The sequence below is a fragment of the Actinoplanes sp. NPDC051411 genome (assembly GCF_040682075.1).
Lineage (GTDB): Bacteria > Actinomycetota > Actinomycetes > Mycobacteriales > Micromonosporaceae > Actinoplanes.
In genome coordinates this window covers 25,529-46,232 of sequence record NZ_JBFBAD010000010.1, presented here as the reverse complement: position 1 = coordinate 46,232, position 20,704 = coordinate 25,529, and the positions used below count along the sequence as shown (strand labels likewise).

22 protein-coding genes are annotated in these 20,704 nt (G+C 70.6%); 11 read left to right on the top strand and 11 right to left on the bottom strand.

Annotation, left to right across the window (positions count from 1 at the left end; genetic code table 11):
* Positions 1-10: 10 nt before the first annotated feature.
* From AB0M88_RS07985 to AB0M88_RS07975, 3 genes are read left to right on the top strand one after another with little or no spacing between them, the layout of a single operon-like run.
* Entirely contained in the window at positions 11-1,291 is a 1,281-nt protein-coding gene (locus AB0M88_RS07985) for a CBS domain-containing protein (protein WP_364097164.1), read from the top strand.
* Positions 1,288-1,821, top strand: coding sequence for a DUF1003 domain-containing protein (locus AB0M88_RS07980; protein ID WP_364097161.1), 534 nt, complete (start codon positions 1,288-1,290; stop codon positions 1,819-1,821). Before AB0M88_RS07985 ends, AB0M88_RS07980 begins: the two co-directional genes overlap by 4 nt.
* Positions 1,822-1,842: 21 nt before the next feature.
* Positions 1,843-2,994 (top strand): P-loop NTPase, encoded by a 1,152-nt coding sequence (locus AB0M88_RS07975; protein ID WP_364097158.1) that lies wholly within the window; start codon positions 1,843-1,845, stop codon positions 2,992-2,994.
* A gap of 205 nt (positions 2,995-3,199) precedes the next feature.
* Here the strand turns inward: AB0M88_RS07975 and AB0M88_RS07970 are convergent, their stop codons facing one another.
* Together AB0M88_RS07970 and AB0M88_RS07965 are read right to left on the bottom strand one after the other, a co-directional pair.
* A complete protein-coding gene (locus AB0M88_RS07970; RefSeq protein ID WP_364097155.1) occupies positions 3,200-3,628 on the bottom strand; it encodes a preprotein translocase subunit TatB in 429 nt (142 codons plus the stop codon).
* Positions 3,629-3,698: 70 nt separating this feature from the next.
* Complete coding sequence (locus AB0M88_RS07965; RefSeq protein WP_364097152.1) at positions 3,699-4,961, bottom strand: trypsin-like peptidase domain-containing protein; 1,263 nt, start codon at positions 4,959-4,961, stop codon at positions 3,699-3,701.
* A gap of 299 nt (positions 4,962-5,260) precedes the next feature.
* Between AB0M88_RS07965 and AB0M88_RS07960 the strand changes: the two genes are divergently transcribed.
* Positions 5,261-5,833, top strand: coding sequence for an O-methyltransferase (locus tag AB0M88_RS07960; protein WP_364097421.1), 573 nt, complete (start codon positions 5,261-5,263; stop codon positions 5,831-5,833).
* On the opposite strand, the gene AB0M88_RS07955 is transcribed toward AB0M88_RS07960, so the two are convergent.
* Positions 5,813-7,264: a leucyl aminopeptidase family protein gene (locus AB0M88_RS07955; protein WP_364097149.1), complete on the bottom strand. Its 1,452-nt coding sequence runs from the start codon at positions 7,262-7,264 to the stop codon at positions 5,813-5,815. The two genes, AB0M88_RS07960 and AB0M88_RS07955, sit on opposite strands and share 21 nt — an antisense overlap.
* A 77-nt stretch (positions 7,265-7,341) precedes the next feature.
* A complete protein-coding gene (locus tag AB0M88_RS07950) occupies positions 7,342-7,509 on the bottom strand; it encodes a DUF3117 domain-containing protein (protein WP_014447667.1) in 168 nt (55 codons plus the stop codon).
* Between the two features lie 276 nt (positions 7,510-7,785).
* On the opposite strand from AB0M88_RS07950, the gene AB0M88_RS07945 reads away from it, so the two are divergent.
* From AB0M88_RS07945 to AB0M88_RS07935, 3 genes are all read left to right on the top strand, one after another.
* A complete protein-coding gene (locus AB0M88_RS07945) occupies positions 7,786-8,598 on the top strand; it encodes a PaaX family transcriptional regulator C-terminal domain-containing protein (protein ID WP_364097146.1) in 813 nt (270 codons plus the stop codon).
* Positions 8,595-9,383, top strand: coding sequence for an enoyl-CoA hydratase-related protein (locus tag AB0M88_RS07940; RefSeq protein WP_364097143.1), 789 nt, complete (start codon positions 8,595-8,597; stop codon positions 9,381-9,383). The genes AB0M88_RS07945 and AB0M88_RS07940 overlap by 4 nt, the downstream gene beginning before the upstream one ends.
* A gap of 81 nt (positions 9,384-9,464) precedes the next feature.
* Positions 9,465-10,244, top strand: a complete 780-nt coding sequence (locus AB0M88_RS07935) for a serine protease (protein WP_364097140.1) — start codon at positions 9,465-9,467, stop codon at positions 10,242-10,244.
* A 28-nt stretch (positions 10,245-10,272) separates the two neighbouring features.
* Here the strand turns inward: AB0M88_RS07935 and AB0M88_RS07930 are convergent, their stop codons facing one another.
* From AB0M88_RS07930 to ndhC, 5 genes are all read right to left on the bottom strand, one after another.
* On the bottom strand, positions 10,273-10,791 hold the full coding sequence (locus AB0M88_RS07930; protein ID WP_364097419.1) for a hypothetical protein: 519 nt from the start codon (positions 10,789-10,791) through the stop codon (positions 10,273-10,275).
* A gap of 13 nt (positions 10,792-10,804) precedes the next feature.
* Positions 10,805-11,404, bottom strand: a complete 600-nt coding sequence (locus AB0M88_RS07925) for a DNA-3-methyladenine glycosylase I (protein ID WP_364097137.1) — start codon at positions 11,402-11,404, stop codon at positions 10,805-10,807.
* A 39-nt stretch (positions 11,405-11,443) separates the two neighbouring features.
* Positions 11,444-11,929 (bottom strand): SRPBCC family protein, encoded by a 486-nt coding sequence (locus AB0M88_RS07920; RefSeq protein WP_364097134.1) that lies wholly within the window; start codon positions 11,927-11,929, stop codon positions 11,444-11,446.
* Positions 11,926-12,450 (bottom strand): DivIVA domain-containing protein, encoded by a 525-nt coding sequence (locus AB0M88_RS07915; RefSeq protein WP_364097131.1) that lies wholly within the window; start codon positions 12,448-12,450, stop codon positions 11,926-11,928. The genes AB0M88_RS07920 and AB0M88_RS07915 overlap by 4 nt, the downstream gene beginning before the upstream one ends.
* An 80-nt stretch (positions 12,451-12,530) precedes the next feature.
* Positions 12,531-12,908: an NADH-quinone oxidoreductase subunit A gene (gene ndhC / locus AB0M88_RS07910; RefSeq protein ID WP_364097128.1), complete on the bottom strand. Its 378-nt coding sequence runs from the start codon at positions 12,906-12,908 to the stop codon at positions 12,531-12,533.
* Between the two features lie 220 nt (positions 12,909-13,128).
* Here ndhC and AB0M88_RS07905 point away from each other — a divergent pair, with 220 nt between their 5' ends.
* The 3 genes from AB0M88_RS07905 to AB0M88_RS07895 all read left to right on the top strand — a co-directional run bounded on the left by AB0M88_RS07905 (position 13,129) and on the right by AB0M88_RS07895 (position 16,347).
* Complete coding sequence (locus AB0M88_RS07905; RefSeq protein WP_364097125.1) at positions 13,129-14,982, top strand: 2-oxoacid:acceptor oxidoreductase subunit alpha; 1,854 nt, start codon at positions 13,129-13,131, stop codon at positions 14,980-14,982.
* Positions 14,975-16,021: a 2-oxoacid:ferredoxin oxidoreductase subunit beta gene (locus AB0M88_RS07900; protein WP_364097122.1), complete on the top strand. Its 1,047-nt coding sequence runs from the start codon at positions 14,975-14,977 to the stop codon at positions 16,019-16,021. Before AB0M88_RS07905 ends, AB0M88_RS07900 begins: the two co-directional genes overlap by 8 nt.
* Before the next feature lie 122 nt (positions 16,022-16,143).
* Positions 16,144-16,347 carry a DUF397 domain-containing protein gene (locus AB0M88_RS07895; protein WP_364097119.1) on the top strand — a complete coding sequence of 68 codons (204 nt, stop codon included), beginning with the start codon at positions 16,144-16,146 and terminating at the stop codon, positions 16,345-16,347.
* Positions 16,348-16,350: 3 nt separating this feature from the next.
* Here AB0M88_RS07895 and AB0M88_RS07890 read toward each other — a convergent pair whose 3' ends face one another.
* Positions 16,351-17,364: an NAD-binding protein gene (locus tag AB0M88_RS07890; RefSeq protein ID WP_364097116.1), complete on the bottom strand. Its 1,014-nt coding sequence runs from the start codon at positions 17,362-17,364 to the stop codon at positions 16,351-16,353.
* A gap of 163 nt (positions 17,365-17,527) precedes the next feature.
* Here AB0M88_RS07890 and AB0M88_RS07885 point away from each other — a divergent pair, with 163 nt between their 5' ends.
* Positions 17,528-18,046 carry a phospholipase gene (locus tag AB0M88_RS07885; protein ID WP_364097113.1) on the top strand — a complete coding sequence of 173 codons (519 nt, stop codon included), beginning with the start codon at positions 17,528-17,530 and terminating at the stop codon, positions 18,044-18,046.
* On the opposite strand, the gene AB0M88_RS07880 is transcribed toward AB0M88_RS07885, so the two are convergent.
* Positions 18,015-20,612 carry an adenylate/guanylate cyclase domain-containing protein gene (locus AB0M88_RS07880; protein ID WP_364097110.1) on the bottom strand — a complete coding sequence of 866 codons (2,598 nt, stop codon included), beginning with the start codon at positions 20,610-20,612 and terminating at the stop codon, positions 18,015-18,017. The two genes, AB0M88_RS07885 and AB0M88_RS07880, sit on opposite strands and share 32 nt — an antisense overlap.
* Between the last annotated feature and the right edge of the window lie 92 nt (positions 20,613-20,704).

Sequence of the window (20,704 nt, the reverse complement as noted above, 5' to 3'; positions counted from 1 at the left end):
GCTGGGTTCCGTGACCATGGGGACGAGGATTTATCTGGCCCGGCTCGCCGGGCTGGGCGTGTTCGACCCCAACGGCGACCGGGTGGGCCGGGTCCGCGACAGCGTGGTGCGGCTGCGCACCACCAACCGGCCGCCGCAGGTCGTCGGCCTGGTCGCCGAGATGGCGCTGCGCCGGCGCATCTTCCTGCCGATCGGGCGGGTCACGTCGATGGACAGTGACGCGGTCGTGCTCGGCACGGGCACGCTCAACCTGCGCCGGTTCGAGAAGCGGCCCAACGAGCTGCTGGTGGTCGAGGACCTGCTCGACCGGCGGGTGACCGTGGTGGCCGACGACGACGCCACCGGCGAGGGCACACCGGGCACCGTCGTCGACATCAGCATGGAGCTCAACCGCAACACCGAATGGCTGGTCACCCGGGTCGCGGTGCGCGAGCTGACCGGGCGGCTGGCCCGCCGCGGCCACGTCTACCAGGCCGAATACAGCCGGGTGCGGGGTCTGGTCGGGCCGACCGACACCCAGGGCACGGCCAACCTGCTGGCGCTGCTCGAGCAGATGCGGCCGGCCGACATGGCGAACGCGCTGCAGGACCTGCCCGACGCCCGGCGCAACGAGGTGGCGGCCGCGCTGAGCGACCGGCGGCTGGCCGACGTGCTCGAGGAGCTGCCCGAACACGACCAGGTGGAGATCATCGCCGGACTGGAGCGCGAGCGGGCGGCCGACGTGCTCGAGCGGATGGACCCGGACGATGCCGCCGACCTGCTGGCCGAGTTGCCGCAGGTCGAACAGGCGGTGCTGCTCGACCTGATGGAGCCGGAGGAGGCCGACCCGGTCCGGCAGCTGCTTCGCTACGACCCGGGCACGGCCGGCAGCATCATGACCTCGGAGCCGGTGATCCTCACCCCCGACACCACGGTCGCCGAGGCGCTGGCCCACATCCGGGAGCCGGAGCTGTCCCCGGCGGTGGCGGCCCAGGTCTTCGTCGCCCGGGCGCCGTCGGCCACGCCGACCGGCAAATACCTGGGCATGGTCTACTTCCAGCGGCTGCTGCGGGAGCCGCCGGCCTCGATCCTGGGCGGCATCGTCGACAACGATCTCGAGCCGCTGCGGCCCGAGATGCCACTGGTCGAGATCACCAAACGGATGGCGACCTACGACCTGGTCGCACTGCCGGTGGTCGACCAGACCCGCCGGCTGCTCGGCGCGGTCACCGTCGACGACGTGCTCGACCATTCGCTGCCGCGCGACTGGCGTGACCGTGATCTGAACGAGCCCGAGGAGGTCGAGCTGTGACGGAGCCCCGTCGCGAGCGCGTCGACCGCCTCGACCAGCCGATCGAGCCGGGCCGGGTGCGGCTGCCCCGGTTCAACCCGGAGGCGTTCGGCCAGATCTCCGAGAACATCGCCCGCTACATGGGCACGGCCCAGTTCATCGTCTGGATGACGATCGTGATCGCGGTCTGGTTCCTCTGGAACTCCCTCGCGCCCTCGTCGTGGCAGTTCGACCCGTACACGTTCACCTTCCTGACGCTGATCCTGTCGCTGCAGGCGTCCTATGCCGCGCCGCTGATCCTGCTCGCCCAGAACCGCCAGGCCGACCGCGACCGGCTGGCGGCCGAGGAGGACCGGCGCCGGGCGGCCGCCCAGAAGGCCGACACCGAATATCTGGCCCGCGAGATCGCGTCGCTGCGGATCGCCCTCGGCGAGGTCGCGACCCGCGACTTCCTGCGCAACGAACTGGCCCGGCTGGCCGACGAACTGGACGAGGCGGCGCTGCGGCGGGAGAAGCGGGCGCGTATGGAGTGGGAGGACGACCGCTCCTGACCCCGACGTAGAGTGGTCGCTATGTCCGCAGCACCCGCCGCCACGCTCGAGGACGCGATCCAGGCCGCTCTGGCGACCGTCGACGATCCCGAGATCCGCCGCCCGATCACCGACCTCGGCATGGTCAAGGGCTTCACCGTCGCCGACCGCCGGATCACCGTCGAGCTGCTGCTCACCGTCAGCGGATGCCCGCTGCGCGACAAGCTCAACGCCGACATCACGGCCGCCCTCACCAAGATCCCGGGGATCGAGGAGGTGCGCGTCGACTTCGGCGTGATGACCGAGGAGCAGCGCAAGGGCCTGCAGGCCACGCTGCGCGGTGGTTCCGCTGCCGCGGAACCGGTCATTCCGTTCGCCCAACCGGGCTCCCGCACGAGGGTGTACGCCGTCGCCAGCGGTAAAGGCGGTGTCGGCAAGTCAAGCGTGACCGTCAACCTGGCCGCGGCGCTCGCCAAGCGGGGCCTCTCGGTCGGCGTGGTCGACGCCGACATCTACGGCCACTCGGTGCCCCGGATGCTCGGCGTCGACGGCCGGCCCACCCGCGTCGAAGACATGATCATGCCGCCGCAGTCGCACGGCGTGAAGGTGATCTCGATCGGCATGTTCACCGCCGGCAACGCCGCGGTGGTCTGGCGGGGCCCGATGCTGCACCGCGCGTTGCAGCAGTTCCTGGCCGACGTCTACTGGGGCGACCTCGACGTGCTGCTGCTCGACCTGCCCCCGGGCACCGGCGACGTGGCGATCTCGCTGGCCCAGCTGCTGCCCAACGCCGAGATCCTGGTCGTCACGACCCCGCAGATGGCGGCGGCCGAGGTGGCCGAGCGGGCCGGCGCGATCGTGCAGCAGACCCACCAGCGGCTGGTCGGCGTGGTGGAAAACATGTCGTGGCTGGAGCTGCCCGACGGCTCGCGCATGGAGGTCTTCGGCGCGGGCGGCGGCCAGACGGTCGCCGACTCGCTGACCAAGACGGTGGGCGCCTCGGTGCCGCTGCTCGGTCAGGTGCCGCTCGACACCCGGGTGCGCGAGGCGGGCGACTCCGGCACGCCGATCGTGCTGGCCGACGGCGAGGCCCCGGCGGCCAAGGCGCTGGCCGCGATCGCCGACAAGCTGGCGGTGCGGCGCGAGTCGCTGGTCGGCAAGCCGCTCGGCCTGATGGTCAACACGCGGAGCTGAGCCGGCTTCGCGTGAATAAGGCCCGGCTTCGGCCGGGCCTTTCGAATGTCGGCGGAGCTTCTCCCCAGCCGCGCCCGGCCCAGGGCGCGGCGACGCTCGGGCTCACACCGCGCCGCAGATCTTGTCGGGCTGCGGGTCTTGTCGGGCTGCGGGTCTTGTCGCGCTGTGGATCTTGTCGGGCTCCGGTTCTTGTCGGCCTGCGGTCTTAGGTCGCGTCGAGGTCGAAGCGCTGGCCGAGTGCCTTCGGGGACTCCGCCGAGGCGACCGAGCTCGGCTCCGGCGTCGCGGGCTTGCGCGGGTCGGCTGCCGCGGCCACCGCCGTGATGTCGTCGCGCACCCCGGTGAGATCCTGCTTCACGTCCTCGAAGAGACCCTGCAGCGGCTTCCGGATGGCCGCCTCGTCGTCCTCGCTGAGCAGGTGCTTGCGGATGAACGCCTTAGGGTGCAGATCTTGCAGCTGGATGTCGGTGCCCAGCTCGCGGCTCAGGTCACTCGTGGCGTTTTGAGCCATCGCGCGCAGGCCGCGCAGCATCTTCAGACCGTCGCCGATCACCTTGGGCAGGCGCTCACCGAAAATCAGCAGCGCGAGCATGAGCAGCGCGCCGATCTCCCACCAGTTCAGGTTCTCGAACACGAGCGGGCCTCCCTAGTACGTCGCGGCGCCAAGCCTACGCACGGATCGGGCCTCGCGGCAGTCCGCGGCGTCAGTTCGCGTCGGCGACCAAAGTCACCGAGGTGGTCTTGGTGTCGGAGCCCCGACGGAATTCGATCGGGATCGTCGCGCCGGGCGCATAGCTGCGGACCAGGGCGATCAGGTCGGTGCCGTCGTTGAGGACGTGGCCGTCGAGCTTGGTGATGGTGTCGCCGGCCTTGAGCCCGGCCGCCGCGGCGGGACCGGACGGCTCGACCGTACGCAGCTTGGCCCCGCCGGTGCCGGCACCCGTCGCGCTGGTCGTGACCTCGGCGCCGATGACCGTGCGCCGGGCCTTGCCGTGGTCGATGATGTCGGTCGCCATGCGGCGGGCCTGGTTGATCGGGATCGCGAAGGCCAGGCCGATGTTGCCGGCCTCGGTCTCGGTGCCGCCGACCGAGCGGATCACCGAGTTCATGCCGACCACCCGGCCCGCGGCGTCGACCAGCGGGCCGCCCGAGTTGCCCTGGTTGACCGCGGCGTCGGTCTGGATGGCCGCGTAGTAGCGGGTCGGGCCGCCCGGGTCGTTCGCCTCGATCGGACGGTCGAGCGCGCTGACGATGCCGCCGGTCACGGTGTTTTCCAGGTCGAGCGGCGAACCGAAGGCGAACACGGGGTCACCGACCGCGATCGAGTCGGAATTGCCGAACGTCACCGGAGTGAGGCCGGATTTTGCGACCTTGATCACGGCGATGTCGGATTCCTGGTCGTGGCCGACGAGCGTGGCCTTGGCGGTCGACCCGTCGACGAACGCGACCGTGATGGCGCCGTCGGCCCCCTCGACCACGTGGTCGTTGGTGATCACATAACCGCCGGCCGAGGCCACGAAGCCGGAGCCGATCGCGCCGGTGACCCGCACCGTGACGACGCTCGGCTGCACCTTCTTGACGATGCCGGCCTGCGAGTCGGGGGCCCGGTTGGCGGCCGCCGGGGCCTGGGCCGGGCTCGCCCCGAGGGCGCCCCCACCACCCCCGCCGACGCCGCTGCGGACCGCGAACAAATAACCCAGAGCGCCGCCGAGCGAACCCGCCAGCAACGCCGTGACCAGGCAGATCGCCATCACCGAGCCGAGCCCGCGGCGGGGCGCGTCCGGATCGGCGACCCGCTCGGGGGCGGGCCCGGAATTGGTCGCCGCGGCCGGGACGACCACCTGGGCCGGAGCGTACGGATCGCGCCACGGGTCCCTCAGCGCGTCGGACCACCACGGCGACGATCCGGAGAGGGAACCGTTGGCGGGCGGCGGCGTGACGGGTCGCGCGTTCCAGCCGTCGGTCACAGCTCAGCCTCCCAGTTGCGATCCTGCAGGAGCACGGCTCCCCGTCCAGGATGACACGGATCAGGATGTCACGGATCCGCGAGCCGTCCCGGCGCGGGCCATTCGGTGCCCATCCAGGACATCGACAGCCAGGTGCGGCGGTTGAGAGCATCGCTCTACTCTCTTATCCCATGTGCGCCGGTCAGCCGCGTGCATCCGTTTCCCGCCCGGAGGTCGTCATCGTCCCGCCTGCCCGTCCGCTCGGTCCGTCGACGTCTCAGTCGCTGCAGTTCGCCGAGGCGTACGCGGCGGAGGACGCCGTGCTGCAGACCGCGCGCGGGCTCGCCGCCGAGCTCGGCCTCGACGCCGTCAGCCCGGCCGCCGGCTCAGTGCTGCGGCTGCTGGCCGCCGCCGGCAGTGCCAAGGCGGTCGTCGAGATCGGGACCGGCGCCGGGGTGAGCGGGATCTGGCTGCTGCGCGGCATGCGGCCGGACGGCGTTCTCACCACGATCGACGTCGACAACGAGCACCAGCGGATCGCCCGGCGGATCTTCATGGCGGCCGGGTTCGCGGCCTCGCGCACGCGCATCATCACCGGCCGGGCGCTCGACGTGCTGCCCCGGCTCGCCGACGGGGTCTACGACGTGGTCTTCGTCGACGCCGACCCGACCGAGATCGGCGCCTGCGCCGACGCCGCGCTGCGGCTCCTGCGCCCGGGCGGGGCGCTGCTGGTCAACGGGGCGATGGCGGGCGGCCGGATCAACGATCCGTCGGCCCGTGACGTCGGCACGCTGACCATCCGGGAGACCGTGCGGGCGATGCGGGAGTCCGAGGAGTGGATCCCGGCGATCATCCCGTCCGGCGCCGGCCTGCTAGCGGCCGTCAAACGCTGACGCGCCGTCGACCGCCGCCAGATAGCGCAGCAGGGTGCGGGCACCCCAGCCGGTCGCGCCCTTGGTGAGCTCGAGCTCGGTGTGCTCGGTCCAGGCCGGCCCGGCCATGTCGATGTGGGCCCAGCGGTCGGCCCGGTCGCCGAGGAACTCGCGCAGGAACAGCGCGGCCGGCCCGCCGCCCTTGGCCGGCGAGCTGTGCCGGTCGGCGATCTCGCTGCGCAGGTAGTCGCGGTAGTCGTCGACCAGCGGCATCCGCCACATGCGCTCGCCGGCCGCCGCGCCGTGCGCGGTCAGCGTCGCGGCCAGGTCGTCGCTGCCGCTGTAGAGCGCCGCCGTGGTCTCGCCCAGCGCGACCACCTGGGCGCCGGTCAGCGTGGCGATGTCGACGATCACGTCCGGTTCGAGTTCGGCCACGGCATAACCCAGGGCGTCGGCCAGCACCAGGCGGCCCTCGGCGTCGGAGTTGGTCGACTCGCTGGTCGACCCGTCGTAGTGCGTGATCACGTCGCCGGGGCGGAAGGCGTCGGCGCCGACCGCGTTCTCGGCCATCGGGGCCAGCGCGGTGATGCGTACGCCCTCGAGGCCCAGGTCGGCGGCGGCCAGGGTGGCCGCGACGACGGCGGCCGCGCCCGCCATGTCGTGCTTCATGGTCTTCATGCCCGGCCGGGTCTTGATCGAGATGCCGCCGCTGTCGAACGTGATGCCCTTGCCGATCAGCACCACGTGGGTGCGGGCCCCGGCCGGGCGCCAGGCGACCTCGACCAGGCAGGGCTTGGACTTGGAGGCACCGCCGACCGCCCGGATGCCGCCGAAACGGGCCAGGTCGTCGCCGGAGCGGATCGTGACCTCGACGCCGGGGCGCCCGGCCGCGGAACCGACGACCTCCTCGGCGAACCAGTCCGGCGTCTTGATCGAGGAGGGGGTGTTGGTGAGGTCGCGGGCGAGCCAGGCGGCCCGGCTTCCGGCTTGCGCCTGGGCGAGGCTCACCGCGTACGCCTCGGGGACCGTGACGATCTGCACCTCGCCGGACCGGCGTTCCTCGCGGGCATCGCGATAGCGATAGCCGCCGAGCCAGATGCCTTCGGCGAGGCCGCGCACCGCGGCCCTGGTTGCGTCGCCGCCCTCGGTCATCGAGGTCAGCGCCACCTGGAACGGCTGGTCATCGGGCAGCGCGCGGACCGCGGCGGCACCGGCCGTCCGCCAGCCCGCCTCGTCGCCCCCGCCCACCCCGACCAGGAGAATCTTCGCTGGGCGCCGGAGGGGACGCGGAAGCGCGTTGACCGTGCCCGCCTCGCCGGGATCGGTCAGACCGGCCGCGAAGGCGGCCAGGTCGTCAAGAGCAGGATCGTTGCCGATCAACCCACCGGTGCCGACCGGCACCACCCGGGTCTGGTCGTCGTCGAGTCGGTCGGTGAGGCGGATCGCGAACACGGGAGCGTGACCTTTCTCGAAGACGTGGAAAGCCCGCCGGTACGGGCGGTACCGTACCGGCGGGCTCGCGTGAAACGTCAGCCGGCGATCGACTTCAACGCGTCGCCCAGCGCGTTGGCCTCGTCCGGAGTCATCTCAACGACGAGACGGCCACCACCTTCCAGCGGGACACGCATCACGATGCCCCGCCCCTCCTTGGTGACCTCCAGCGGACCATCGCCCGTCCGCGGCTTCATCGCCGCCATCTTGTCTCCCCTCAGACCTACATCAGGGTGTCGGTGGGTTGCCCCACACACAGCCACTTCTCAACGCCACGAGCTACGCCCCACGTGACGCGTGTACACCTTCGTTATCCGACCGGCGGTCGCAGACCCACGCGCATGCCGCGACGCCCGCTGGTCCGATCTAATAACGTGCCGATCAAACATTTTCCCTGATGAACACCGGCAAGCCCAAACTCAGCCCGGGCGGATGTGACAGCGTCTAGCATATCGTCTTTTGGGCTGTCACAATGTGCGGTCATGCAGGCGCGGTCGGCACTCTTCGACCTGTACGGGGACTACCTGCGTTCCCGTGGTGGCCGGGCGCCGGTTGCCGCCCTGGTCAGGCTGCTTGCGCCGCTCGGCATCGCGGCGCCGGCGGTACGCACCGCGGTGTCCCGGATGGTGCGCCAGGGCTGGCTCCACCCGCTGCGCCTGGGCTCCGGACCGGGTTATCTGCTGACCCCGAAGGCGGCGCGTCGTCTGGACGAGGCGTCGGCCCGAATCTACCGAACCGGCCGTTCCGGGTGGGACGGGCGCTTCGATCTCATCCTGCTGCACGCCCCGCTGCCCCGGCGCGAGGCGGCCCGCATGGCGTTTCTCGGATACGGCTCGCTGGGCGACAACGCCTGGGTCGCGCCGCGGTCGGCCGACGAGGTCGACGCGGTGCTCAAGGAGACCGGCGTGCCCTACGAACGGTTCAGCGCCAGCCACGCGGCCGGCACGACGGGCGCGGCCGAGGTGGTCGAGCGGGCCTGGGACCTGGACGAGCTGGGCCGGGCGTACGAGGGGTTCGTGACCGATCTGCGGCCGGTCGTGACGGCGGTCAACGGGCGCAGCAGCGACGAGGAGGCGTACGCGGCCCGGTTCCTGCTCGTGCACGCCTGGCGGTCGTTCCTGTTCCGCGACCCGCAGCTGCCCGCCGCCCTGCTGCCCGCCCGCTGGCCCGGCTCCAGCGCGGCCGGCTTCTTCGACCGGCACTCGGCCCGGCTGCGACCGGCCGCCGACCGGTACGTCGAGCGTTGTCTGCAGTCGGCGCACCGGGGCGGCCGTGTGGGACTGTCAGACCCATGACGGACTCCTTGCTCGTGGACCGCAATAACGCGGTCGTCACCCTCACCCTCAACCGGCCCGAGGCGATGAACGCGCTCGACGTCGACCTCAAGGAGGCGCTCCGCGACACGCTGGCCTCCCTGGAGAGCGACAAGTCGTGCCGGGCGATCGTGCTGGCCGGGTCGGGCGGGGCGTTCTGCGTCGGCCAGGACCTGCGGGAACACGCCGCCCAGCTGGAGTCCGGCCACACCGACCTCGACACCGTGCGGCGGCACTACAACCCGATCGCCCAGCGGCTGGCCGGCATGCCCAAGCCGGTGGTCGCCGCGGTGCGCGGCATGGCGGCCGGGGCCGGCGCGTCGTTCGCGCTGCTGGCCGACTTCCGGGTCGGCGGCCCGAAGACCCGGTTCCTGATGGCCTTCGCCAACGTGGGCCTGGCCGGCGACAGCGGCGTCTCGTGGTCGCTGCCGCGCATCGTCGGGCACGCCCGGGCGGTCGAGCTGCTGCTGCTGGCCGAGCCGGTCAAGGCGCCCGAGGCGCTGGCCATGGGCATGCTTTCGCGCCTGGTCGACGACGACGAGCAGGTGCTGCCGGCGGCTCACGAGCTGGCCGCCCGGCTGGCCGCCGGGCCGACGGTGGCGTACGGCGCGATCAAGCGCGAGCTGTCGATCGGTGACGCCGGCACCCTCTCCGACGCGCTGGCCGCCGAGGCGCAGGCCCAGGCGATCACCGGGGCGACGAGTGACCACAAGGCGGCGGTCGACGCCTTCGTGGCCAAGCGGAAGCCGGTGTTCGAGGGCCGGTGATATGACCCGATCGGGATAGCGGTATTTAGATGTATCTATCAATAGAGTCCTCCTCAGGTATTCCGACCTGGGGAGGATCCGATGAAGCTTCTTGTGCGCGCCGCCCTCGTGGCGGTGACCCTCGCGGCCTGGGGGGTGGCCGCGTCTCCCGCGAGTGCGGCCCCGGTCAGCCCGGCCGTCGTCGGCGGCACGCGCGCCGCACAGGGTGAGTTCCCGTTCGTGGTGCGGCTGTCGATGGGCTGCGGCGGCGCGCTCTACAGCCCGACCATCGTGCTGACCGCCGCCCACTGCGTCTCCCGCACCGGCACCAACACGTCGATCACGGCCACCCTGGGCTCGGTCGACCTGCAGTCGAGCAGCCGGATCACCGTCCGGTCGAACTACGTCTACCAGGCGCCCGGCTACAACGGGAACGGCAAGGACTGGGCCCTGATCCGCCTGGCCAGCCCGGTCACCAGCCTGGCCACGCTGCCGCTGGCCACCACGACGGCGTACGACTCGGGCACGTTCACGATCGTCGGCTGGGGCGCGGCGTCCGAGGGCGGCGCCCAGCAGCGCTACCTGCTCAAGGCCACGGTGCCGTTCGTCAGCGACACCACCTGCAACTCGCGGACGATGTACAACGGCGAGGTGATCGCCAGCGACGAGATCTGCGCCGGCTACGCCTCCGGCGGGACCGACACCTGTCAGGGCGACTCCGGTGGCCCGATGTTCCGGCGGGACGCCGGCAACGCGTGGATCCAGGTCGGAATCGTGAGCTGGGGCGACGGCTGCGCACGGCCCAACAAGCCGGGCGTGTATTCCCAGGTCAGCACGTTTGCGGCGAACATCAAGGCGGCCGCGGCGAGCCTCGGCGGCTGAGTTTTTCTCTTCGGAGGGCGGCGGGGACTCAGTCCTCGTCGTCCTCTTCCTCCGGGTCCTGATTCGCCTCGTCGCCGAGCACATAGACCTGCATCGCCAGCTCGTCGCCGAGCGGCCAGGCGTAGGTCGGGAGCTCGGCCGGGCCCAGCTCGGACACGTGCGACCAGAACTGCCGCACCGCCTCGGCCGGGGTCGCCGCCTCGATCGGCATCGTGACGCTGACCAGCCAGCTCTTCCCGGCGCCCGGCCGGGCACCCAGCCCGGCCGCCAGCCGCCGGAACGTCTCCGCCTCGACCGGGGTCACCTCGCCGGTCAGCGCCAGGCCCTCGAGCGGCACCGGGGCGTCGAACGAGCGGCGCAGATAGGTCATCGCGCCGTCGGCCTTGCCGGCCCGGGCGATCGCCACGACGTGGTCGTCGGCGATCAGCAGGACCTCGTCGTCGGCCGCCACCCCGGCCGCGCCACCGGCCAGGGTGAGCGTGTCGTTGTGGAACAGCCTCTCGGTCACCCACTGCTCCGCCGGAATGATCACCGCCCAGTGCGCCATGCGCTCCATCTCATCACTTTGCGGGCGGCACCCAGCAACCGGCCAGGTGGTCGTCGACCATCCCGGTCGCCTGCATCAACGCATAGGCCGTGGTCGGACCCACGAACTTGAAGCCGCGCTTCTTGAGCTCCTTGGCCATCGCCTTGGACTCGGGCGTGGTGGCCGGCACCTCGGCTCCGCTGCGCGGCCGGGCCGGGCGCGGGTCGGGCGCGAAACTCCACAGCAGCGCCGACAGGCCGCCCTCGAGGTCGGCCGCGACCCGGGCGTTGTTCATCGCCGCGTCGACCTTCATCCGGTTGCGGACGATGCCCGGGTCGGCCATCAGCCGGGTCGCGTCGGCCTCGGAGAAAGCCGCCACTTTGTCGATCTTGAAGCCGGCGAAGGCGGCCCGGAACGACTCCCGCTTGCGCAGAATCGTGATCCAGGAGAGGCCGGACTGGAACGCCTCCAGGCACATCCGCTCGAACAGCGCGTCGTCGCCGCGCACCACGCGGCCCCACTCGTTGTCGTGGTAGGGCACGTAGTCGGGGGTGCTGCCGCCCCAGGAGCAGCGGGCCCGCCCGTCCGGCCCGACGACCAGGCCGGCGGTCTCGGGCAGCGTCTCTTCGGTCATGGCAGCCAACCTAGGGCCACCCTCCGACAAAAAAGGGGGCTAGGGCAGGCGGCCCTGCTCGACCAGACGGGCGAATTTCCGCAGCGCGCCGGTGAAGCTCAGCTTCGAACCGGGCCAGAGCACCGGCCAGGCCAGCTTCCCGATCGGGCCGACCGGCAGGTGGAACCACTCGTGCAGGACCACCTGGGTGCGGTCGCCGGACATCGCGGTGCAGCGTACCGACCCGGGGCCGCGGAGCACCTTGCCGCAGTGCACGACCTTCACCTCGTACGGCGGATTGACCTTGATCACCCGCAGCTCGTCGCGCAGCGACGCCGGACCGATCGCGGTGATCGCCTCGACGAGGCTGCCCTCGCCGCCGTCCCCCTCCACCACCCGCACCTTGGTGAACGGGATCCACTCGGACTGCTTCTCCCAGTTGAGGAAGGCCGCGAAGACGCGCTGGGCCGGCGCGTTGACGATGACCGTGGCCGTTACCTCACCGGTGCCGGGGCGGGCGGGATCGTCGCCCAGCCCGTCGCTCACCGGCGCTCCGCCGCTTCGGACTCCTCGACCTTTTCGTCGTCGCCCTTGGCCTCCGCCTTCTCGGCCGGCTTCTGCGCGGGCGCCGGCGCCGGATCGTCGGGAACCTCCTCGGACGGGGTCACCGAAAGTTCGATGACCGGGCCCTCCGACTGGACGACCGGGGCCACCGCCGCCTCCCGCGCCTTGCGCAGCACGTCGGCGTCGGCCAGACGGCCCTCACGCAGGGCGGCCACCTCCGCCTCGAGCACGCCGATCAGCTCACCCTTGTAACCGATGTCGTACGCCGCCCGCTGAAGCGCCTGGTCGACCTGGGCCATCCGGTAACCGCGCCAGACGACGTCGAACTTCGTCTGACCCATGTCGTCCTCGCCAAGCGGCCGGTCGGTGGGAAGCGGAACGGCACGGCCATCCGCTTCGACAGGCGTCAATCCGGAATCGCCTCCGCCCAACATCACGGTCACGCCGAAGACGATCGCGGCAACCACGACGGCCACGACGATGAAGAGGAGAAGCTGACCCATGCGCAGAATGTTGGCACGAGCGCTTCCGCGTGGCGAGCCCGCCACCCCGACCGGCGCGCATCGGAGAACCTTTATCCAGCTCAGGTCCAGGTGAGGATCTTCTTGCGCCAGGCGTAGACGATGCCCAGCGCCAGCACCGCGACGAAGATGCCCATCTCGGTCACGCTCGCCCCGCCGAAACCGGGCCGGTCGAAGACCACGGCCCAGGGAAAGAGAAAAACCGCCTCGACGGCGAAAAGCACATAGAGGTACGCATAGACGTAGTAGCGGATCTGCGCCTGCGCCCAGTCGCCGCCGACCGGGTCGATGCCGCTCTCGTAGGAGATCCGTTTGCCGAACGGCTCGGCCGGATGGGACGGCCTCAGCAGCCGGTTCGCCCCGAACGCGCCCACGAAGACGAGCACGCCGGCGCCGATGACCAGCGCGAGCGTGGCGTACGAACCCAGGTAGCCGTCCACGATCCGACAGCCTAGTCACCGAGGTGGGCCGACGTGACATGGATGACCCGCCGCATCGTGGACTCGGCTGGATCAGGGAAGCCTGTCCTAGCTACTGTGGTCAACGGTCTGCGACCGCTCAAGGTAAGGAGCGGCGACGTAGGCTGGAAGTGACTATTCGCGGGCCGGCCCATCGACGCGTCCTCGTCCGCCGGCTTGCTCTCACGGGAGGTTGGTCAACGTGGCCGCTGTTTCGAAGCGGGTCGAACAGCTGGACCGGGTGGTCATCCGGTTCGCGGGCGACTCGGGCGACGGCATGCAGCTAACCGGGGACCGGTTCACATCCGAGACCGCGCAGCTGGGCAACGACATCTCAACGCTGCCCAACTTCCCGGCCGAGATCCGCGCACCAGCCGGCACCCTCCCGGGCGTGTCGAGCTTCCAGGTGCACTTCGCCGACTACGACATCCTGACCCCGGGCGACGCGCCCAACGTGCTGGTCGCGATGAACCCGGCGGCGCTCAAGGCCAACCTGTCCGACCTGCCGCACGGCGCCGACCTGATCGTCAACACCGACGAGTTCACCAAGCGCAACCTGGCCAAGGTCGGTTATGCGGTGAGCCCGCTCGACGACGGTTCGCTGGATGCCTACGCGGTGCACCCGGTCGCCCTCACCTCGATGACGGTGGGCGCGCTGGCCGACCTCGGCGTCTCGAAGAAGGACGCCGAGCGGGCCAAGAACATGTTCGCGCTGGGCCTGCTCAGCTGGATGTACTCGAGGCCCTTCGAGTCGACGCTGCGCTTCCTGGAACGCAAGTTCGCCAAGCGGCCCGACCTGGTCGCGGCCAACAAGGCGGCGTTCAACGCGGGCTGGAACTTCGGCGAGACGACCGAGGACTTCTCGGTCCGCTACGAGGTCAAGCCGGCCAAGATGCTCCCCGGCACCTACCGCAACATCACCGGCAACCAGGCGCTCGCGCTCGGGCTGGTGGCGGCCGGTGTGCGGGCCAAGCTGCCGATCTTCCTCGGGGCATACCCGATCACCCCGGCGTCCGACATCCTGCACGAGCTGAGCAAGCACAAGCGGTTCGGCGTCACCACGATGCAGGCCGAGGACGAGATCGCGGCCATCGGGGCGGCGCTCGGTGCGGCGTACGGCGGTGCGCTCGGCGTCACCACGACGTCGGGCCCGGGTGTCGCGCTCAAGGGCGAGACGATTTCCTTGGCGATCGCGCTCGAGCTGCCGCTGGTCATCGTCGACGTGCAGCGGGCCGGGCCGTCGACCGGCATGCCGACCAAGACCGAGCAGGCCGACCTCAACATGGCGCTCTACGGCCGGCACGGCGAGGCGCCGCTGGCCGTGGTCGCGCCGAAGTCGCCGTCCGACTGCTTCCACGCCGCGATCGAGGCGGCACGGATCGCCCTGACCTACCGCACGCCGGTCATCCTGCTCTCCGACAACTACGTGGCCAACGGCTCCGAGCCGTGGCTGCTGCCGGAGGTCGCCGAGCTGCCCGACCTCAGCGTGTCGTTCCAGACCGAGCCGAACGGTGAGGACGGCCGGTTCCTGCCATATCTGCGGGATCCCGAGACGATGGCCCGGCCGTGGGCGATTCCGGGCACCGCGGGGCTCGAGCACCGCATCGGCGGCTTGGAGAAGGCCGACAAGACCGGCGACATCTCGTACGACCCGGCCAACCACGAGTTCATGGTGCGCACCCGGGCCGCCCGCATCGAATCCATCCCGGTGCCCGACGCGGAGATCGACGACCCGGACGACAACGCGACGGTGCTCGTGTTGGGCTGGGGTTCGACGTACGGCCCGATCGGCGCGGCGTGCCGCGCCCTGCGTCAGCGTGGCCTGCCGATCGCCCAGGCCCACCTGCGGCATCTCTCGCCGCTGCCGGCCAACCTCGGCGAGGTCCTGAGGGCGTACGACAAGGTGATCGTCCCGGAGATGAACCTGGGCCAGCTGGCCCACGTGATCCGGGCGAAATACCTGCTCGACGCCATTCCGTTCAACCAGATCAGCGGCCTGCCGTTCACCGCCGCGACGCTGGAAAACATGCTCGAGGACGTGGTCAAGAATGGTTAGCGCCTCCATCCCGCTGACACCGGTCAAGCTGACCGCCAAGGACTTCAAGTCCGACCAGGAGGTCCGCTGGTGCCCGGGCTGCGGTGACTACTCGATCCTCGCGGCCATGCAGCGGTTCATGCCCGAACTCGGCATCCCCCGCGAAAAGATCGTCTTCATCTCGGGCATCGGCTGCTCGTCCCGGTTCCCCTATTACATGAACACGTACGGGATGCACTCGATCCACGGCCGCGCCCCGGCGATCGCGACCGGCCTCTCGTCGTCCCGCCCCGACCTGAGCGTCTGGGTCGTCACCGGCGACGGCGACGCGCTGTCGATCGGCGGCAACCACCTGATCCACGCCCTCCGGCGCAACGTCAACCTGAAGATCCTGCTGTTCAACAACCGGATCTACGGCCTGACCAAGGGTCAATACTCGCCGACCTCCGAGCTCGGCAAAATCACGAAGTCGACGCCGGCCGGCTCGGCCGACTCGCCGTTCAACCCGCTGTCGCTGGCCCTCGGCGCGGAGGCTTCGTTCGTGGCACGCACGATCGACTCGGACGCCAAGCACCTGCAGTCGGTGCTGCGCCAGGCGGCCGAACACCAGGGCTCGGCGTTCGTCGAGATCTACCAGAACTGCAACATCTTCAACGACGGCGCCTTCGAGCTGATCAAGGACTCGACCACCCGCGACGACCACCTGATCCGCCTCGAACAGGGCCAGCCGATCACCTTCGGCCCCGACGGCAGGTTCGCGGTCGTGCACCCCGAGGGCAGCTTCGGGCTCCGCGTTCAAGAGAACACAGGCCAGGAGGGCGTCAATGCCCTCGTCCACGACGCCACGGTCGACGACCCGGCGTATGCGTTCGCTTTGTCCCGCCTCTCCGGCTCGGACCTCTCGACGACTCCGATCGGCGTCTTCCGCAACGTGACCCGCCCGACGTACGACGAGATCCTGCAGAAGCAGCTGGTCGACGCGAAGGCCCAGGCCACCGGCAGCCCCGACGAGATGCTGGGCGAGCTGCTCACGGCCGCCGACACCTGGACGATCATCTGACCTTCGAGGCCACCCACCTGGACAATTGCCGTTGATAAGGTCCTCCGGAGGTGGGAGTTCATCCGGGGTGAGGCCTTGCCTCGATCGCTTACCACGAAGCTGATCAAGGAGGTCGGCGTCGAGTGGCAGACCTGAGCAACGCGTCCTGGAAGAAGTCCAGCCGCAGTGCCAACGGCGGGTCCTCCTGCGTCGAGGTTGCCATCACCCCGGACGTCGTCGGCGTGCGCGACACCAAAGCGCACGGACAAGGCCCGCTCCTCACCTTCGAGCCCACCGAGTGGGCCGCCTTCGTCGACGGGGTCAAGAGCGGCGAGTTCGACCTGTAAGCGTCAGACCGCGACCTCGGCCGGGTTCTCCTCATTGCGGATGTACACGAGCAGGTCTCCGGTTTCGATCGCGAGTGCCTGGCCGCCGCCCAGCGCCAGCACCTTGCCCCGCCGGATCAGGGCCACGACCAGGGCGGCCAGTTCCCGCGGGTTTTGGCCGACCTCGCTGCGTTCGGCGCTGCGCATCGCCAGTGCCATGCCCTGGCCGGGGGTGAGCAGATCTTCCACCACGTCGATGAGCGGCGGGGCGGTGGTGGTGAGGCCGAGCAGGCGGCCGGCGGTCGCCGACGAGACGATCACGTGGTGGGCGCCGCTCTGCTTGAGCAGGGCCGCGTTTTCCTGTTCGCGGACCGCCGCGATGATGCGGACCTGGCCGGCGGTGAGTTGGCGGACGGTCAGCGTGATCAGCACCGAGGCCTCGTCGCTGTCGGTCGCGATGATGACCGACTTGCAGTTTTTGACGTCGGCCTCGTTGAGCACCGAGGAGCGGGTCGCGTTGCCGTTGATCGCGGCGTAGCCGTTGGCTGTGGCCTGGCGGAGCGCGTCCTCCCGGTTCTCCACGATCACGATTTTCGACTTGTCGTAGCCGTTCTCGAGCAGGGCGCCGACCGCGGCGCGGCCCTTGGTCCCGTAGCCGCAGACGATCACGTGGTCTTTCAACTTTCGCCTCCACCGGCTGACCCGCAGCGTGTTGCGGTATTGGTCGGTCAGCACTTCAAGGGTGGTGCCGACCAGAATGATCAGGAAGAGGATGCGGGCCGGAGTGACCAGCAGGACGTTGACCAGGCGGGCGTCCGGGGTGACCGGGGTGATGTCGCCGTAGCCGGTTGTCGAGAGGGAGACGACCACGTAGTAGAAGCAGTCGAGGAGGGTGAGGCCGTCGTTGTTGACGTCTCGGTAGCCGCCCCGGTCGGCGTAGATGACCACGACCGTGACCAGTACTAGTAGGACGGCGAGCGCGACCCGGACGGCGAGCGCCCGAAGGGGCCCGCGGCGGACCGACGGCAAACGGATCATGAGGTGCCCTGCACGCCCACACCTTATCCATGCCCGGCACCAAGCCACTCAGGACATCACATTAACGGACGTTAAGGAATACCCACCGGTAGCTTCCGCGCGATGCATCGATAATTCATCGATGTCGTTGTATGCGTTAAGTATTTGATCCAACACTGTCCGTATGACGCGACGCATTTTCCTCGTCCTGACCCTCGTACTCGCCGCGCTCATCCCCGCCGGCGCCGCCTCGGCGGCCACCCCCGCCGACAAACTCACCGTCCTGTCGAACTGGACCCAACCGACCGCGGCCAGCACGGCCAGCTGGAACGCCGCCCGCACCAACCAGGGTGCCTGGACGGCGTACAACTTCGACTGGTCGACCGACTACTGCTCGGACAGCCCGGACAACCCGCTCGGGTTCGCCTTCAGCACGTCCTGCTGGCACCACGACTTCGGCTACCGCAACTACAAGGCGGTGGGCCAGTTCCCGGCCAACAAGGACCGGATCGACAACATGTTCTACGCCGACCTGAAGCGGGTCTGCGCGACCTACAGCAGCCTCACTCAGCCGGCCTGCTACAGCCTGGCCTGGACCTACTACGAGGCCGTCCACGTGTTCGGCTCGATCTCCGCGGTCAACCAGGCCGACATCGACAAGGCCGCCCGCATCAGGTCGCAGTCCCGGCAAGCCGCCCGCTGAGCGCACCGTCCTCCAGGTCCGGGTGCTCGACGGCCAGGGCCATCGCCACGATCCGATCAAAACCCAGATCAACCCCATCGGCGTACGCGGCGTCGAACGTCGCGTCGCCGAGGGCCGACCGCAGCACCGACTGCTGAGCCGACCAGAACTTGCCGAACATCTCCGTACGCCGAGCGCCCCGAGCCGCCTCGGCCCCGCCGAACAGCACGGCGGCCGTCGCCGGATCCCCGCCGATCGAGCAGCGCACCGCGATCGCGGCGACCGCGTCGGCCGCCGCGCCCCGGAACCCGTGCCGCAGCCGCGACCGCAACGCCACCACCAGGTGGTCGTGGGCGGCGACCAGGTCACCCCGGCGCAGCGCGACCATGCCGAGCAGCCAGTCCACGGTTCGCCGGCCGCGATCCTCCGGGCGACGAACCTCCAGCTGGCGGGCCCCACCCAGCAGCTCGGCCGCGTCGTCCAGCGCGTCCCGCCGCCAGAGCAGCTCGGCCAGCGCGATCACCGCCGGGAGAGCCGCCTCCGGTACGCCGTTCCGCTCGGCCCTGGTGATCACGTCCCGGCAGAGCCGCTCGGCCTCCTCGTGCCGGCGCGCCTCGAGCAGGTTGAGCCGGCGCGCGGCCAGGGCGCGTACGAGCAGAGCCGGATCGTCGGTCGCCTGCTCGGCCCGCTCGACGTACTGTTCCCGTTCGTCCTGATCGGCCACCAGCTCGGCGTGCGCGAGGTAGGCCCGCGCCGCCTCGGCCCCGTCCACAGCGTCCCGTTCGAGGCGACGGTAGAGCCGCGACAGCAGGTCCCGGCCCTCGCCCACCCCACCGTGCTCACGCCACCAGGGCGCCAGCGCGTCGGCCAGGCGCAGGCCGGCCCGTACGCTGCCGTCGGTCGCCGCCCAGCGCAGCGCCTCCTGCCACTCCCCGACGAACGGCGCCAGGTCGGTCAGCGACACCGTGCGCGGCTGCCCGTCGGTGTCCACCGCGACCCCGTCCAGGGTGTGCAGCGACCAGGCCACGTGCCGGTCCCGGACCTCGTGCTCGTCGCCGGCCGTGGCGAGATGCCGGTTGGCGTAGGCCCGGACCTGCTCGGAGATCCGGTAGCGGGGACCCGGCACGACCTCGACCAGGGACTTGTCGACCAGTTCGGAGAGTGCGGCCAGCGCGTCCGGTCCGCACCACTCGACGGTGGAGAGTTCCATCGGACCGGCGAAGACGGCCAGGCGGCGCAACAGGGCGGCGGCGGAACCGCTGAGGGTCCGGTGCGACCAGTCCAGGTTGGCCGCGAGACCGCAGTGACGGTCGGCTTCGGCGTACTCGTCAAGGGCGGGAGGATCGAGAGCGGTCAGCGGGTCGCCCAGCCGGACCACCAGCTGGCTCGCGGAAAGCAGCCGGAGGCGAGCCGCGGCGAGCTCGATCGCCAGAGGCGAGCCCTCCAGACGGGCCGCGACCCCGGACAACTCGGCCCGGTCGTCGGCCGGACCGGGCTGCTCTCCGCGCGCCGCCGAGACGCGGGCGTCGAGCAGCTCGAACGCGTCGGCCGGCTGGAGCGGCGGAATCCGCCAGACCACCTCCCCCGGCACGCCGAGCGACATCCGCCCGGTGACCAGCACATCCACTCCCGGGCAGGCGGCCAGCAGCCGGCGCACCAGCGCGGCGCAGGCCCCGGGCACGACCTCGCAGGTCTCCAGCACCAGCAGCATGCGGCGGGGCGCGCACTGTTCGAGCAGGGTCTCGAGCACCGGACGACCGGGCTCGGTCCGGAGACCGAGCACCGCGGCCATCGCGGGGGCCAGGCCGGTCGAGGCGCCGACCGCGTCGATCGTCCACACGCCTTCGGGGTACGCGGTGAGCACGCTCTCGGCCACGGCCAGCGCGAGCCTCGACTTGCCGGCGCCGCCCGGACCGGCCACCGTGACCAGGCGGTGCCGTCCGATCAGGCCCGACAGTTCGGCGATCTCGGACCGGCGGCCGATCAGCGGGGTGAGCGGGGCCGGGAGATTGTGGATCGGCGCGCCCGGGGTGCGCGGCCGCGGGAACTCACGGTCGAGCCCGGGGGCGAGCACCTGATAGAGGCGCTCGTCGTCGTCGAAGCCGCGCAGGCGGTGCGGGCCGAGATCGAGAAAGCCCAGCTCTTCTACTTCCGGCGTAGCCCGGGTGGTCGCCTCGGAACACAGGATCTGCCCGCCGTGTGCGGCCGCCGCGACGCGGGCCGCGCGGTGGACCTCGGTGCTGGTGTATTCGTCGTTCTTCGGCTCGGCCCAGCCGGTGTGCAACCCCATCCGTACCTTGGGCCGGCAGTCCGGGGCCGGCCAGTCATGTGCGGAGAGTCGATGCTGCGCCGACACGCCGGCCGCGAGTGCTGACTCAGCGTTGCTGAAAGCAACGAAGAAACTGTCACCCTCAGTGAACATCTCGACACCGCCGAAGTCACTCAGCGCAGCGCGCACGGCAGCGCGATGGGCGCCGAGGACCGGCCCGTAGGAATCGCCGAGCATCCGGGCCAGACGAGTCGAGCCCTCGATGTCGGTGAACATAAAGGTCACCAGCCCGCTCGGCAGCTCGGTTCGTCCCGACACGGTGAACCTCCGCCCCCTTTGGGAAGTCGCGTCTCATGCTGCCGTACCGCAGTTGTACCGCACATCGTAGAAACGGACGGTAACCATCCACA